Origin of the sequence: Moritella sp. JT01, from assembly GCF_001574435.1 — a bacterium.
Lineage (GTDB): Bacteria > Pseudomonadota > Gammaproteobacteria > Enterobacterales > Moritellaceae > Moritella.
On record NZ_LOCN01000018.1, the window covers coordinates 79,952 to 96,563 of the forward strand.

A 16,612-nucleotide genomic window follows, 5' to 3' on the forward strand; every position below is an offset into this window, starting at 1 on the left:
GTATTACGCGAATATCCCTCCCCCTCATTGATGATAAAAAGGGAGGGATATATTCTTTAGAGAGATAACCGTTTAGTGGTTCATTACCAGTGTAACCTGACCACCATTGCTATTATTGTGAAGAAAGACCTTTCCATTCAACAGCTTAGTTAGTTCAAATATTAAAACCAAGCCAATACCAAATCCATCTTTACTTAAGATATTAGCAATATCGCCCTTATTAACGGCTGATATTATTTTTTCTGAAAATCCCTTACCATCGTCCTTAATTCTCACCACATCTACATTAGGGTAGGATGTAAATGAAATTCGAATAGTGTCATTTGCATAACGTTCGGCATTAGATAAAATATTTAAAAATAGAATTTTAAGCAGCTTTGGATCACTTTGGATTGTTTTAGAACAGTTAACTAACTCGAAGTTTTTATGTCCTCCCAGCGTTGAAATTGTTGACTCCAAAACGTCAACCAAATTAATTTCCTCTTGGCACAATACGACTTCTTTGTTCAACAGTTTAAAAAGATGGAGACTACTTTCACACAGCGTATTTAAGCTACAGACTTGCGTACCCAAACGCTCTAAAAGAAATTCATTATTACCTTTATTCGACACCAGTATATCGCTGGTTAGCTGAATGGCAGCCAAGGGGGTTCTGATATCATGTGGTAGTGTTGCATAAAGCATTTTTTGTTTAATAATAAGCTCATCAATCGCACTCGCCATCTTGTGTTGATTTCGGATCAAACTGCGTATCGAATCAGGCCCAGTTTCTTCCACTCGGGTCTTAAATTTCCCGTTAGAATAGCTCTCTGATAAGAAGTGAAGAGACATGATCCCATTACTCCACGCTCGAAGCGATATCAACAAAATCATCAAGGTGCATAAAATCTGAATTGCATCATCTATTAATTCAATTGTCTTTAGCTCCTTCACCACCGGATCATTCGCGTAGGCTTTGCTATCAAAAGTCGCTCGAATAAACTTAATATCATCATAACTGCGTGTAATCGAATGCAGGTTGTCCTGGGGTAAATTGGTAGCGTAATTAGAGTCGGCATTACATTGAAACTGCCAGACCGCCGCATCGGTATGAGTATGGTTGTCATGGTTTACAAAACCCTTTATCACCATTTCGACACGGTTAAGGTTAAGCTGGTCTTCAAGCGCTTTCTTTTGAGGGCTTATGAAAATATTAGAAATAATTGAACTGACAATATAACCCAATATCACGGAAGTAAAAATTTGGGTGATAAATGTTTTCATCGTTTTATCATCGGGTAAGAAAGAAAAAAACCTTTTGAACGTCGATTTTTTATCAATTCAACACCCGGTAACTGCACGGCGATTTTTTTTCTCAACGAAGAGATACGCATATATATAGATCGGTCTTCTTCGTGATAACTAAAACCATGAATTTTTTCGAATAATACGGCAACAGATATAGGTTTCTCCGCATCTGACAATATTTCTAATAATTCATATTCTGAGGGAATGAGTTTAATCTGAATTTGATTGTAAAACACACTCGAATGCAGGGCACTTAAGTAAAACTGATCACGACTTAAACTTTCTTCTTGTTGTTCGTCAACTTGCTTTTCAAGCAAATATAGATCGAGTTGGCGCTTGATTCTTTCACTTAACACTTTCGTTCTGATCGGCTTAGTAACGTAATCATTTGCCCCTAGAAGCAGAGAGTTTGTTTCTGTTAACTCTGTATCATTGGCGGTCATCATTACTATTGGCGCTTCAAATTTCAGATCTTTTAACGCTTTGAGTACGCTTAATCCTGAAGTATGTGGAAGCTGTATATCTAGGAGTACAAGTTTAGGTTGTTTTTCAATTATGAATTCTACAGCACCATCACCAGTATCAAGACAGTCGATATCATAACCTTCTATTTCAGAAAGAAAATAACACAACATCTCTCGTAACTGAAGATCATCCTCAATGATTACAATGTCTAGCATATAATACCTATATTCTTTGATTCAGCGAAAATGGCAGAATTTTTATAGTTATAACTCAAGTGGTTAAAATGAGATAAACATAATCGATATAGAACCAATTAAACGACATTAAATCAACAATTAACCTTCCCCAGATTATCTCTCTAATAAAGCAAACAACGCAATGTTTAAATTGCATTTATATGATATTTACTTAGTACATAATGATAACGGTATATTTATAAAACAATTAATACCACAAATTGAATAGCTGCGACAATCGTATATACCATTAAAAATAAGAGGCCATGATTTCCCCCAACTAGATAACCGGATTGAATTGCCATCCCTGCAAAACAGACATAAGCTTGCATTTATTTTAATCAGATTTAGAATACCCATAATATCAATCAATTAAGAGGCTTAAATGCTAAAAGGATTTACACTAATAGCGGTCACGCTACTTTCATTCAGCGCATTCGCAACACCAACACCATCAGAGCTGTTCTCAACCCTAAATCAACGATTGAGCTACATGGAAGATGTTGCCTTATATAAAGCAAATAACAATAAACCTATTGAAGACATTGAACGCGAGAAAGTGGTCATCGATAAAGCAAGTAAATCAGCAGCAAAAGTAGGCTTAGATAAACAAAGTGTGGTTGGTTTTTTCCAAACTCAAATCTCGGCGGCAAAGGCTATTCAATATAGATACCGCGCTGATTTATTAAGCCAAACCACCAGCAAAACACCTCGCGATTTAAAAACCGTCATTCGACCAGCACTGATCAAACTAGGGAAAGAAATCAATACAAAACTGGCTTTATATTTAAATGAAGGTGGTAAGTTTACAGCACAAGACTGGGAAACATTTAAAGTCACGCTGGATTCTCGTTATTTAACCGATACAGACAAACAAGCGTTATTTAACGCTTTATCTAAAATACGACTTAAGTAAATAAATCATATCAGGGCACGACTTAGTGCCCTGATTATCAGAACAGTGGTAATTTGGTCGAGTTCTTAATTTCTTTTACCGCAATATTAGATTGAATTGAATCAACCACTTTGATACGGCGTATTTCAGAAATCTTGTCATAGTATTCGTCGAGATCTCTCGCTACAATTTGAAGAATAAAATCCGCACTGCCCGCAATACAAAAACACATGAGCACCCAATCAAAATCTCGAATAATCTGCTCAAATTTATCAGTCTCTTCTGGAGCATGATTATTTAAAGAAACCAGACTAAAGCCTATCACATTAAAACCAAGCTTTTTACGGTCTAAAACCGCCGTATAATGAGTCACAATCCCTTCTTTCTCAAGTCGCTTCCAGCGTCTCCAACAGGGAGTTTCGCTTAAATTAACCCGCGCTCCTAACTCATTAATCTTAATTCTACAATCGCGTTGCAAATGATCAAGGATAGTTAAATCGGTACCATCCAGCATTGTATTAGTGTTTTTTTTCACATTTACTCCATTAAACGAAAAAAATCTCTATTTTGAATCGTTATTGTAAAGTACATAGCAGTTTAATTTCAACGTACTTATGTAAACATATGTTTCTACTTTGTGAATAATCACAAATTAGAAGTCATGTTAAAATAATAAGGAACGTTGATGTTTAGTCATGAATTTTATGCCTTAGTGATTATTACGTTAGTCACTGTCATAACCCCAGGTCCAGACTTTGTGGTGGTTGTTAAAAACACGGTTGGTGTATCGAGACGGGCGGGTTTTTTAACTGCGTTTGGTATTGCCACTGCAATTTGGGTACATATATTTTATTCTATTGTCGCGGTCCAATTTGTGGCAACGCAATCTGAATTTATATTTGAGGTAATTCGACTACTCGGGGCAAGCTATCTATTCTGGCTCGGATGGAAATCATTAACGTCGACAGGACAGTCTTTGAAACCAAAAATAGAAACGGATAAAATTAAACGTTCTGCATTTTGGAAACAAGGTTTTATTAATAACCTACTAAATCCTAAAGCCACGCTTTTCTTTATCAGTATTTTTAGTCAAGTGATCGATCCCAATACCCCGATCTTCCTTCAGGTCGGATATGGTGTAGTAATAACGATTATCTGCTTTTCTTGGCTTTGCTTCATCTCAATTATGTTAACCATTGATAATATGAAGCCCTATGTCAATAAAATCGTGCAACCGGTTGAAAAAATAGCTGGCGTTATTTTTGTATCCTACGCATCAATAGAGATTTATAACAGTTATCAACTTCACTTTTTATAATTATTAAGCAACGTTGTGAAAGCTCGAGCCTGCATCGTTCGAGCGTAGCTGTAAAATATCTACTTAGCACACTACCTATCCTGGCAATCAAAAATTACGATAAGCCTGCACTAATTCATCCAGAAAACCTCCCAATAATTGATTCATGCGTGCTGTCGAATGTTTGAGGATCGAACTCGGATCTTGAATATACTTACCTCTTGATTCAGTATTAAACGCTTGCTGGTCATGTTCAATCAAAGGGACTAGCTGCTCACTTATAAACTCAAGGTGGCACTGAAAACCATAGACTAACCTTGAATATCGCACGATTTGCCGTGGACACCCTTTACTCACCGCCAATACCACACTGTCACTTGTCAATCCTGGCATGTCATTATGCCAATGACCCACAACCTCTGCTAAATCAAACTCTGCTAATTTGGAATCCATGTGCCCATGCTCTGTCATCGCAATAGGAAAGTAACCAATCTCTTGCTCAGGGCTTGTTTGGTACGCAGCACCTAAGGCTTCACCAATTAACTGCGCCCCCAAGCAAACTCCAATAACGGCTTTATTATTCGTGATTGCCCGTTTAATAAATGCTTGCTCGCCAAGACTATCAAAGTGCGGACACTCCTCTTGGCGAGTGCGAGGGCTCTGCGGTCCACCCAATATAACAAGTACATCAAATGCTTCATGTTCATAAACTAAGGGGTCATTTAAGTAAACGCGAGTGAAGCTGACTTGATAGTTATTTAGATGCGCCCACTCAGTGAAATACCCCGGCCCTTCGTAAGACTCATGCACAATAAAATGAATTCTCATATTTCCTCTATAACGATTCTGACTATTGGCTTTATGTTACACTCTCCCCATAATGACTGAATAAGGCCATTGAGACACATAACCATGCCAATCCGCCAATCACTATCTGCGAACACATTAATAGAGCAAAATCAGCATGCTCTCGCGCTGGTCAAAACAATCGAGATGCATAAGGGTTTTGTAGACAAGCAGCATCATCACAGCTGGCATCAGCTGATATTCCCAATCCAAGGGCTAATACAAACGGAAGCGGATGAATATCAGTTCCTTGTTCCTCATACCACTGCGATCTTTATTCCAGCTGGCGTTAGCCATGAGTCAATAGCGATAACCGACACCACGTTTATTGGTCTGTATATCAATCCCCAATATGGGCGATGTCATGAGATAGATGATGGGCAGCGACTTAAGCAAGTTTCGATGACGCCTTTTCTCAAAGAACTAATCTTGATGATTAAACAGCAATGCCAAGCAGATCTAGCGACATCACATAGCAAAACGTTACGTTTAATTGAGGTGTTGTATGACCAAATCCATGCGAGTGAATCTTTCAAATTTAAATTATTAATTCCAAAGGACCGAAGAATAAAGATGATCTTTGAGCGGCTGACTGAAAAACCAGATCTCGGTTTAACATTGTCAAAATGGGGGGGGATAGTTGGGGCATCTGAACGAACGCTTTCTCGCATATTTGCTAAAGAGTTCAATACCTCGTTTGCTTTGTGGCGACAACATTTACGCCTGATCCAGTCACTGCCTCTGCTAGAGTCTGGACTTTCAATACAAAACATAGCGCATCAGGTGGGCTATCAAAATGATTCCTCTTATATAAAAGCATTTAAAGACCGCTTTGGCCTAACACCACAGCAGTTTCGCTTAAGAGATCATCGAATTTATGAGGCGTTGTAAATTTATGAGGCGTTGTAGAAGCCACACCTGTTAGTCGATAACAGGTGTGGCAAGGCTGAAATATTCAGTAAGGTTAATTAAAATATATTTCGCATTTGATTAACGATTACCACCGAAATCAGAGTCAGGCTACCACCATCATTAAAATAATTAAGGCCTTCTTCAGTTAAACGAGCCTACCCCATTTTATATAGTATCGGTTGCATTTACTCCTTGCATTGTAATATAGTGATAACAATTCGTTAACATTAATGTAACACCAGTCACCCCCGACTTTAACTACAATTTGGATTAATAAATGCCTCTACCTATAGTAAATCAAGTTCACCTTACAGAGTTAAAATGTATCCACACCGATAATTATGTGGGTTACGACAATTACAGACTCGAATCTAGACTCGATAACGGTCCGTGGACTAAATTTCATGAAGGCAGTTTAAATACTGGATTACACACCACATTAGATTACGAAATGATATTTGTAGATCAAGCTGAGATTCGTCTTATTAATGAAGATATGATCACTTCTGATGATGACCTTGGTACTGTGACTATCAACCCTGAACATGCTTGGAGTATGGCGATATTTGAAACATTTTCAGCTGAATATGAATTAAAATTTAGCGTTGCTCCCCATCTAGAGAAAGCGCTCACAATGGCAAAAGACATTTCTCGTGATCAGCGCAAATTAACTCATGAGGAGGTAATGGCTCGGAGAGAACCATCGGATGCTGAATTGGACGAACTTGCCATGTCAAAGTTGCCCGAATTAATGGCAAATGGGGCTGATGCGGTACTTACTGATGTCTTAACTACGAAGGCAAGAATGATGGCCGGCGAGGAAGGGCTTGAACCCCTACTTGGTGGTGACCTTGCTAGGCTTATCGAGTTACTGAACCCGCTGAAAGGTGTTATTGACGTGTACAGAAAAAGACAATACGCCACATTCCTGTTGGGAGGTGAGATCGATGTATCACAGGTTGTTGGCGAAGTTATAGGGGTCAGCTATGGATTAGCGTTGGCAATGGATTTCACTGAATGCCGATGGATTATTGAAGTTGGCGCTGGTATAGGTTTGCATGCTGGTGTCAGTGGTGGCATGTGGTTCGGGTTTAACCGTAATCCCCCTGAGGATGTTGGTGGAACTACGGTAGATTACGTTTACGGTTTTGATCTTAGTCCATTAAGCGGAGTTATATCCGCCTCGTTTGATCTCAATATCGATTTCAATATACCAACGTTTAACCTTCAAGAGGTGTGTTATGGTATAAAAACTGGTGGGCTGCTTGAGCGTAGTGTAGGGGTAGCCTATTGCTATGTTATGAGTAAGAATAACATCACTAATGGATTTCAAATGATAGATGTTGGATAAGCAATAAGTTACGACCATTGGGCATAATCGTTTTTATGCCCTCTCTCATTTAACCGTTTATTATCTCACTTGGAATTTATTTAACCAACTGGCTAAATCATCCGTTAGTTTCACTAATGTTTGCGTACTTTGCTCACCACTAGCAACGGTACTTGATAGCTGACAACTGCTTTCTTCAATCGTATTCACTTGCAGCGCAATATCTTCGCCCACCACTTTTTGCTCTGCCGCTGCGGTCGCGATTTCATGGCTCATTGATGAAATCGTTTCTAGCGCAGTCACAATTTGAGCCAAGGCTTCGGATGCATGTTGTGATTCTGTCACTGTACTAGCACTGGTTTCAGCACAAATATCCATGGTTGAAATCGCATTACGAGAACCCGTTTGCAGGTTCGTCACCATTTGTTGAATTTGTTTAGTACAGTCTTGCGTTCGCCCAGCAAGGTTTCTCACTTCATCAGCAACCACCGCAAAGCCGCGACCTTGTTCACCCGCACGCGCAGCTTCAATTGCAGCATTTAGCGCAAGTAAATTAGTTTGTCCGGCAATATCACCTATCACATCTAAGATCTTAGTAATGTTATTTACATCATCATCTAATGCCGAAACCGCAGAACTGGCTGTATTAAGCTGCTCTGCAAGGCCTTGGATATTATTTACTGTGCTATTAATTAAGTTATGCGTATCGACACTTTGCTTATCAGCATCGAGGGTATTCTGCGCTGTTGCTTGTGCGGAATCTGCGACAGCATTTGCTGACGACGCCATTTCAGTCATCGCCGTCGCAATCATCGCGGTAGACTCCTGTTGTGTGTCCGTCAATTGACTAATCAATTTAGAACGAGAATCAACATCGTTTAATTCTGTGCTTAACGCATTCAGTGCTTTACTCAAATGTTGAACCAGTTCGCCCAGCGACATACTCATGGTTTGTACCGCACCGTAAATACTGTCTTTTGGTGCATAGTCGTTAAATGATGTTGTAATTTTACCATCCGCAACGGACTGGATCGCAAACAGCACATCTTGTGGCTCACCACCGATAATCGCTATCATGCGTTTTATCGCCATAATTAACAGCGCTAAAATCAAACTCGCAACAATAAAGCATAAAGTAAACTGCCATTTAGCACTCGACCAAAAACGCGCATTCACTTCATTTTCGCCAATACCCGTACCAACAACCCAACCCCAGCGTGCTGTTTTTTTCGCAATAGAATGCTTTTCCTCAATCGAACCATCAGCCAATCGCTGCGTCCAAGTATATTCCGCTATTTTAGACGTTTGGCGGTTCACCGCATTCATTAAGATCTGGCCGACACTCTGGCCTTTACTGTCTCTAAAATCATTAAAGCTAGTGCCATGCAATTGTGGATCAAGTGGCGCAGCTAGGAAGATAAGGTTTTCATCTGCGACGTACACGTATTCATTGTCTTTATAAATATTATTTCTCAGTACCTGAATCGCGATCAGTTTAGCTTGGGCTTCTTCTATGTCGCCACTCGCTACCATTTTTTCCATATCATTAATAAAATTATACGTGGTTTGAAAAATTTCAGTCACACGGGATTTATTATCTGCCGAGCTTGATGCTTTTAGCGTCCAAAGTCCCACAGCAGTAATGGCGACAAGTGCTGACAGTATGATACCAGCAAGTAAATAAGATTGTGTTTTCAGATTCATAGTACGTACTTCTATCAGCAAATGAGTGGACATAGTTCTTATCGGCTAAATTGATTAAAACTTTACGATGTGTCCTAATTAAACCACATCGCAGGTTAAAATTTCGAACTGGGATCAATTTTAGATACATTTAACTAATCATTATTAGGTATTCTGTCGGCTATATTAAGATTGATACCCCATTCACCATTCCGCCAGCTAAAAACACAATAAAAACAACCTTTCACGCTAAATACACCTTAAAGCAGCTATAACTAAAATAGTTAATCTAGCTTGGTGAATAGAGATATTTTACTAATTATTATCGTTAGAATACCGATTAAAAATAGTATGAAATAAAATAGAAATTCATTTCACCATCACGACCGATAGGAGTTTAATACCATGATGAATCTCGCCCTCGTTCACCGAATCTCTAAAATCATCCTCAGTATATCTATCAGTCTTTTTTTTCTGCTTGTCGGTATCGACAACCTGCTTAACTTCAATGCAAACTATCAATTTGTGCAGCATGTGTTGGCGATGAATTCAGTGCAACCTTGGTTTGATGCCAGCACCCTTGAATATCGCACAGTAACAAACCCCACCATTCAACTCATCAGCTATACGTGCATTATTTTTGCTGAGTTATTGGCGGGTATATTTGGTTTAATCGGTAGCATTGTCATGACAAAAAACATTAACAAAACAGACTTTTCGCAGGGCCAAGCATGCTTCTTATTTGGTGGTTCAGTGGCGATTGCACTGTGGTATTTGGGCTTTGCGGTTATCGAAGGTGAGTGGTTTTCGATGTGGGCAAATCAATGGAATGGACAAATGAAAGCGTATACCTTTGCAACATCTATCCTTGTCTCGATGATTTATGTGTTAATTCCAACACCAGAAGAAAAATAATGTGCTTAGTGTAGGTCGTATAGCGAGTATTACCCCATGGATTTATACAGGAAAGGCCACGAACAGACTAAACCGACAGATACGCTACAGTAATAAATAGATTTACTGTAGACTGTTTAGGTCTTTCTTATACGAGCGCTTTCAATGTCTAATACCTGTCAAGATAATCAGTCAACTACTAATATTTCACTCGCACAATTAACGCAACAACTCGATGCGATGCACATTGCCCAATTAACCTCATTTGCTTATGGCCTACCGCCACTGTATTTTTGCCGTGAATATTTAGAGCAAGACGAGCAAACTGCCATTAGTCATTGCTTACAACGTTTAGAAAATGGCATAAGTAATCAGGATTTCACTTTAGACAGGTTAGCTGTTTTATTAGCAGAGAACGATTATTATGACGACTACGAAGCGCGTCTACGTTTAGGGCCTGAGTTAGCATAACTCAACGTCCTCATTAATGTCTTAGCGAAGGCCTTAAGATGTGTATCGATTTGCATACACGCTTCACCGCCTTCAATAATTTTGCAATCAGGGTCCGATTACAATCATTTGATATTCTATCAATAGTAAAACAGAATGAATTCAAACCCTAAGCCGTTAAACAAACGACATAAGACAATTTTAAACCAAACAATTCAACTCAAATATCTTTAATTATATTGAATACCCCTACAACCCTCAGCGTCATCATGGTATTAATAACAAACTGTCTCCGATCAAACTTGACAAGAAACACAACTTAAACTGACAATATGTCGTGTAAAAAGGGAAGGAAAAGGAGCATGATTTCCTGTAACCATAGAGCAAGGACTGGCGTAGCGCGCCTTAAATAATAAAATGTGGAAAGAAATAAAAAAATCACTAATCATACAACTTATCTTTGCTGTCTCAATCGCGCTATCTGTTATTACGATTTACGCCATTCATAGTTATAAACATCAGCAACAGCGCTTATCCGCTCAAAACTTATCGAGCAGTTATGCCAGTATCATTGAGAGTCATATCAATCAGGCATTATCTGCCACATTCCCACTTGCAGCCTTGGTCCAAAATAAACATGTTGATGAGGCTGAGTTTACTCGGTTCGCAACTGAAATGCTGCCTTTCTATCCTGGCATCGCGGCATTGCAACTTGCTCCTGATGGTATTATCCAATATATCGTGCCGTTAACAGGAAATGAACAAGCGATTGGGTATAACTTACTCTCCTCCCCGAGTCGGAATAAAGAGGCCTTTGCTGCCAGAGATAGCGGTAAATTGACCCTAGCTGGACCTTTTAATTTAATCCAAGGTGGGTATGGTGCCGTTGGACGATTACCTATCTATTTGGACCGCCCAAACGGTGAAACGTATTTTTGGGGTTTCGTGACGGTGTTAATGCGCTTTCCACACGTACTCGAAACTGCAAATCTACCGGCACTGGTAGAGGCTGGGTTCGCATATCAGTTATCGCATATGCATCCAGACACCGAAAAAATTCAAATTTTATCACACTCACCAGAACAACTATTAGCGAACCCTGTCGCAAATAGTATCAAAATCGCCAACGTGACTTGGATGTTAAAAGTGTCCCCCATCAATGGCTGGACTCACTTCACTTCGATTGTCGTAATGTCTCTGTTCGGCGTGATATTTACGATTTCAACCACCTTTTTCGCCATATTAGTCATGCGTATAAAGCATAGCCAAGCGTCGCTTAAAAATATTGTCGCGGCACGTACTAAAGAATTGGGCGATAATTTACAACGCTTAAACTTGGCGCTAACGTCAGCGGGTCAAGTGTGGTTTGAGCTAAACGTACAGAGCGGTGAAATTTTATTTGGCGGCCAATACGAACAACTGTCAGAGTACACGCCAGCCGATATTCAAACGACCTTGGCGCAATGGCTAGAAAACATTCATCCTGATGATCTTCAATCTGCGTCCAATCAATATCAAAAATCCTTGGTAACCGGCATTCCATTTGAACTTGAATACCGAAGAAAAGACAAAGATGGAAACTGGTTATGGATCCACACCTTCGGTGAATTTACAGAGTGGGATGCACATCAAAAACTGATCAGGTGCACAGGCGTTCATACGAATATATCGCAGCGAAAACACATAGAGCTACGAGATAATGCACGCAGTGCCGTGTTAGAGAAATTATTAAAAGGCGAACCCTTAAAAATAATTTTGGAACATATCGTTAACTTTATCGAACAAGAACAAACAGGGGTACTTTGTTCTGTGTTACTGGCAAATGCACAGGGCACGCATCTGAATGCTGGATTTTCATCTTCACGTATTCCAGATTATTACAATGAAGCCGTTGATGGCATTGAAATTGGGGATGGCGTCGGCAGTTGTGGCACCGCAGCGTTCACCAAAAGAAGAGTCATTGTAGAGGATATTCAAACTCATCCCTATTGGGCTAATTTTAAAGCGTTAGCAGCCAGAGCTCAACTGGCCGCTTGTTGGTCTGAGCCGATTATCGGGTCAAACAACCAACTGCTTGGTACCTTTGCAATTTACCAACGTGAGCCAAGTACGCCAACAGAACACGACTTCAAATTGCTCGAATTCGCAGTTCAACTCAGTGTGATAGCGATTGAACGAAATCTGTCGGATAAAAAAATCAGGCTTTCTTCCCGTGTATTTAGCGATACCAATGAAGGGCTGATGATTACGGATGCGACGGGTAAAATTATTGATATCAACCCTGCTTTCACTCGAACCACGGGTTACAGTCGTCACGAAGTATTAGGTAAAACCCCGAGTATCCTGTCTTCTGACGAGCAAAGTCCTGCTTTCTTTATTGAAATGTGGCATAACCTCATAGAACAAGGCCACTGGTATGGTGAAGTCTGGAATAAAAAGAAAAACGGCGAACTCTTTGCGGCGCGACTCTCAATTTCTTCCCTCACGAATGACGATGATGATACGTTGCACTATGTGGGTTTATTTTCTGATATAACCGAAATTAAGCAGCAACAACAAAAGCTGGAATTGATGGCGCATTATGACATGCTCACCAAGTTACCCAACCGCTCACTGCTTGCTGATCGTTTTAGATCGAGCATTGCCCACAGTAAACGAACTGACACTATGTTTGGTGTTTGTTTTCTCGATTTGGACAATTTCAAACCCGTTAATGATAGCTATGGCCATGACATAGGCGATCAATTACTCATCGCCGTCGCCCAACGTCTCAAAACCAATATCAGAGATGAAGATACCGCGTCACGCCAGGGGGGAGATGAATTTGTCCTGTTGCTTGGTGATATAGAATCATTTGATCACTGTAACGACATACTGCAACGAATTAATTATTTTCTGGCCCAGCCTTATATCATCGCAGGGCATACTTTTAGTATCAGTGTCTCGATTGGAGTCACGCTATATCCAGGTGATGATGCCGATTTGGATACTTTATTACGTCACGCTGACTATTCGATGTATCAAGCAAAATTAGCCGGGAAAAATCGTTTCCATCTGTTTAATCCCGAACAAGATCAACTGACAATTAAAAAACACCTGCAACTTGATGAGATACAGCAAGCCTTATCAAATAACGAACTTGTTTTGTATTACCAACCCAAAATCAATATGAAGACCGGAGTAGTATTTGGTGCTGAAGCGTTAATTCGGTGGTTGCATCCTGAGAAAGGATTGATCCCACCGCTTGAATTTTTACCGATCATTGAGGGATCTGAATTAGAGATCCGGATCGGAGATTGGGTTATTAATGAAGCATTGAAACAAATTGTGATATGGCAAAAACAACGTATTTTTATTGAAGTGAGTGTCAATATCGCGTCCTATCACCTGCTCTCATCCGCATTCTTGACTCAACTTGAAAATGCGTTAGCAAGCCACCCCAATTTAAACGCCAAATATTTACAATTAGAAATATTGGAAAGCAGCGCATTGGGGGACCTCAATACAATCCGTAACATTCTCAATACCTGTCAGGATATATTAGGCGTTAATATCGCTCTGGATGATTTCGGTACGGGTTACTCCTCACTGACTCACCTAAAAAACTTGCCTGCTAATACGATCAAAATCGACCAGAATTTTGTCAAAAACATGCTCGACGATCCTGATGATTATGCCATTATTAATGGCGTTCTGGCGCTAGCAGATTCCTTTAATCGCGAAGTCATTGCTGAAGGAGTTGAAACAACAGAACACGGTTTGATGTTGCTCGACATGGGATGCTATGCGGCGCAGGGTTATGGCATTGCTCGGCCTATGCCAGCCACTGAGTTCCCAAATTGGTTACACAGTTATACCCCAAACCAGCAATGGCTCGATAGCAACAGCATAATACATACGACCAACGATACGTGAACTTGTGGCTCGTTTGACTTAGCCACAACACGTTGCCTACAATAGTGAAAAGATAGAGTAGGCAACGATTTTAATAAAGACTAATCGACAGCGGCCAAGCATGTAAAAGCATATTTTCTATTCATGTCCGCGGGGATGTACTTATTCGAATCAACAACATATTTTCCATCAGACTCTTTTGTAACATACCCTTGAGTCGTCAGATCAATAGGCCATTGATGTTTATTACCAGGTATAACACCGTCACTAAAATTAATCTCGGAGCTAATCAGCCCTGGAGCACCATAAGTAAGTAAACAAAAATCGTTAGCTTGTATCGGCGTCATTTTAACGCCTTCTACCGTACCGGGTCCTTTTCGGAGAATACTTGGTTCAGCAGAATCGAATCTAGGTTCGCTGCCTAAATTCAATTCCTTAAACTCAGTCCATGTATACGGACGGCGAATGCGATATTCTTTACCGGCTACCGTGGCATAAACTTCACGCTTGTAATTCATGCCTACACGACGAGCATCTTTCAAATCAAAAATCATCCCACCCTTTAGCTTATCATTCACCGTCATTTCTCGACAAATATCATCTTTATTTTCAATTTCCTCATCAACAGAAACGCACAGCGATATTGGATAGAAATTATTAAAACTAGGACTAGCAGCATCAACAGCCAAGGGTTTCACCTTATTATCTGTAAAATCTAATTCCATAATCATCGACGTCATTGTTGATGCTGATTTCCAATAAGAGAGTGTAAAATCAGGATAACCAACTAATTCAGGCGTAATAATACCCCCTTCTTTAAATTCACCATGCCCTTCAAACCAGGCTATATCTTGAGTAACACACTCAGTGTCCCCCTGCTCTTTTGCATTTACAGGAGTAACACAGAAGCGAATTTTATTATCTTTACCTTCATCGCTCATTGCCAGAGTGTAATTTTCATCTCGGCTAACAAGGGTATCAATGCTATTTTTAATAATGCTCCATTCATACTGACTACTGGTTTGAGGATCATTATTTAAATCAAAGTATTTGTATTGACCAGATAGGGTATGACCACCAAAACGCTCCCCCTCCATAGCCACATCCATTGCACGTGGCTTTGAGTCTTTCACTGCCCAAACAGTTTCCTCAGGTGTACACGTTTGAGCGCTGTTTTTAGGCCACCCAGTTTGAGCATACGCTGTCACACAACCCTTGACCTTAGTTCCGACCATGCTTTCTTTAAGCGCTAACGAGCGAGTAGCGGCAATGCGAGTTCCGTTTTGATACCAGCTAAACGATACTTTACTGGTATCTTCTTTATCACCATCACGGTCTGAAAAATCATAATTTAAATATAAGTTTTGTCCTACTTCAATATCACGAGGTAGCGGCGTCAAATCAACGTCTGGTTGCTCACCAGACCGAGGTTGGATAGCATTCGTTTTACTTGAGCAAGCTAACTTAATTTTTGTTTTTTTATCGAACACGCAAACTGAAATTACCTGACCTTCATCATCCTTCGTTAATAGGTATTCCTTTTGCGTTATGCCTAAAATAGGTTTGTCATTGCGGTACCACTGAATCGACGTTGAATAATCACTGCTATCAAACACCCACACATTAAGCGGCGCTCCAACTGTATTATTGGTTGCAGCATTAGGAATTGAGACTCTAGGCGTCATTGGTACATATTTACTATCGATAAGTAATGGTGTCGAACAGGTCTTATTGCCTTTTAAACGATCCCCTTGGTTGATCGGGTTAACGCAAAACCGTATTTCAAGGCCGACATAATTGTTATCCATTGGAATACGGTAGCGCTCACCTCGATGAACTAAGTTACCGTCTATCTCCCAAAATATATCCGATGCGTCTTTATCAACAGGCGTACTTGCAGAAAAAAATGTGTATGCTCCCTTCAATTCATCACCAAGCTCAATCACATTCCCGTTTAAATTTTGGAATGACACATTTATTGCTTCTGGATTTTCCGATTTCTTGGATTTAGTCGTCGTACCTCCACCATCGCCGCCACAAGCAACAAGGGATACAGCACATAAGGTAACGAGTATTCTCTTCAACATAATTAACTCTTTTGGTATTTTCTAACACGGGCAGCGATGCACCCATACTTTTGAGGTAGGCTATTTTAATGATTAAATGATGGCAATTCCATCATTCGTTTGTAAGAATTTGTATGAACAATGAATTGCAATAAAACAGCGTTTTGATACGTCTAAACCCAATCGTTCAAGTTATGTCCTTGGTAAATCTATACCAACTTAGCGTCTGGTTTGCGCCATGAATAATCTAAACAAATAATAATTTTTTTACTCATATTTCCGCCTATAAGATGAACGCTATTTATTATTCGGCGTTTATTTTTTTGCTATGGAATTATATTTATAAAGTGCGTATAA

The 16,612-nt window shown here is 39.9% G+C and carries 13 protein-coding genes and 1 pseudogene; 8 read left to right on the forward strand and 6 right to left on the reverse strand.

Annotated elements, in window-relative coordinates; genetic code table 11:
* Positions 1–72 precede the first annotated feature (72 nt).
* The gene (locus AKG98_RS14150) at positions 73–1,263 is read right to left on the reverse strand and encodes a sensor histidine kinase KdpD (RefSeq protein WP_067046954.1); all 1,191 of its coding nucleotides are present in this window, start codon (positions 1,261–1,263) and stop codon (positions 73–75) included.
* Entirely contained in the window at positions 1,260–1,967 is a 708-nt protein-coding gene (locus AKG98_RS14155) for a response regulator transcription factor (protein WP_067046958.1), read from the reverse strand. The genes AKG98_RS14150 and AKG98_RS14155 overlap by 4 nt, the downstream gene beginning before the upstream one ends.
* A 406-nt stretch (positions 1,968–2,373) precedes the next feature.
* Here AKG98_RS14155 and AKG98_RS14160 point away from each other — a divergent pair, with 406 nt between their 5' ends.
* Positions 2,374–2,904 carry a chorismate mutase gene (locus tag AKG98_RS14160; RefSeq protein WP_067046961.1) on the forward strand — a complete coding sequence of 177 codons (531 nt, stop codon included), beginning with the start codon at positions 2,374–2,376 and terminating at the stop codon, positions 2,902–2,904.
* Positions 2,905–2,941: 37 nt separating this feature from the next.
* On the opposite strand, the gene AKG98_RS14165 is transcribed toward AKG98_RS14160, so the two are convergent.
* Positions 2,942–3,418, reverse strand: a complete 477-nt coding sequence (locus AKG98_RS14165; protein ID WP_228140310.1) for an Lrp/AsnC family transcriptional regulator — start codon at positions 3,416–3,418, stop codon at positions 2,942–2,944.
* 150 nt (positions 3,419–3,568) lie between these two features.
* Between AKG98_RS14165 and AKG98_RS14170 the strand changes: the two genes are divergently transcribed.
* Complete coding sequence (locus AKG98_RS14170) at positions 3,569–4,201, forward strand: LysE family translocator (RefSeq protein WP_067046965.1); 633 nt, start codon at positions 3,569–3,571, stop codon at positions 4,199–4,201.
* 87 nt (positions 4,202–4,288) lie between these two features.
* Here the strand turns inward: AKG98_RS14170 and AKG98_RS14175 are convergent, their stop codons facing one another.
* A complete protein-coding gene (locus tag AKG98_RS14175) occupies positions 4,289–5,008 on the reverse strand; it encodes a glutamine amidotransferase (RefSeq protein ID WP_067046968.1) in 720 nt (239 codons plus the stop codon).
* A gap of 84 nt (positions 5,009–5,092) precedes the next feature.
* On the opposite strand from AKG98_RS14175, the gene AKG98_RS14180 reads away from it, so the two are divergent.
* Both AKG98_RS14180 and AKG98_RS14185 read left to right on the forward strand, forming a co-directional pair.
* Entirely contained in the window at positions 5,093–5,917 is an 825-nt protein-coding gene (locus AKG98_RS14180) for a helix-turn-helix domain-containing protein (protein ID WP_067046971.1), read from the forward strand.
* 298 nt (positions 5,918–6,215) lie between these two features.
* On the forward strand, positions 6,216–7,289 hold the full coding sequence (locus tag AKG98_RS14185; protein ID WP_067046974.1) for a hypothetical protein: 1,074 nt from the start codon (positions 6,216–6,218) through the stop codon (positions 7,287–7,289).
* A gap of 60 nt (positions 7,290–7,349) precedes the next feature.
* Here AKG98_RS14185 and AKG98_RS14190 read toward each other — a convergent pair whose 3' ends face one another.
* Complete coding sequence (locus AKG98_RS14190) at positions 7,350–8,972, reverse strand: methyl-accepting chemotaxis protein (RefSeq protein ID WP_067046977.1); 1,623 nt, start codon at positions 8,970–8,972, stop codon at positions 7,350–7,352.
* Between the two features lie 384 nt (positions 8,973–9,356).
* On the opposite strand from AKG98_RS14190, the gene AKG98_RS14195 reads away from it, so the two are divergent.
* The 4 genes and pseudogenes from AKG98_RS14195 (at position 9,357) to AKG98_RS14205 (ending at position 14,210) form a co-directional block, all read left to right on the forward strand.
* Positions 9,357–9,866: a DUF2165 family protein gene (locus AKG98_RS14195; RefSeq protein WP_067046980.1), complete on the forward strand. Its 510-nt coding sequence runs from the start codon at positions 9,357–9,359 to the stop codon at positions 9,864–9,866.
* 144 nt (positions 9,867–10,010) lie between these two features.
* A complete protein-coding gene (locus tag AKG98_RS14200) occupies positions 10,011–10,316 on the forward strand; it encodes a hypothetical protein (RefSeq protein ID WP_067046983.1) in 306 nt (101 codons plus the stop codon).
* 199 nt (positions 10,317–10,515) lie between these two features.
* Positions 10,516–10,623 (forward strand): annotated as a pseudogene (locus tag AKG98_RS22285) (hypothetical protein); the annotation flags it as partial.
* Positions 10,624–10,712: 89 nt separating this feature from the next.
* Positions 10,713–14,210, forward strand: coding sequence for an EAL domain-containing protein (locus tag AKG98_RS14205; protein ID WP_067046986.1), 3,498 nt, complete (start codon positions 10,713–10,715; stop codon positions 14,208–14,210).
* Positions 14,211–14,290: 80 nt separating this feature from the next.
* Here AKG98_RS14205 and AKG98_RS14210 read toward each other — a convergent pair whose 3' ends face one another.
* Positions 14,291–16,276 carry a hypothetical protein gene (locus AKG98_RS14210; RefSeq protein WP_067046989.1) on the reverse strand — a complete coding sequence of 662 codons (1,986 nt, stop codon included), beginning with the start codon at positions 16,274–16,276 and terminating at the stop codon, positions 14,291–14,293.
* Positions 16,277–16,612 lie beyond the last annotated feature (336 nt).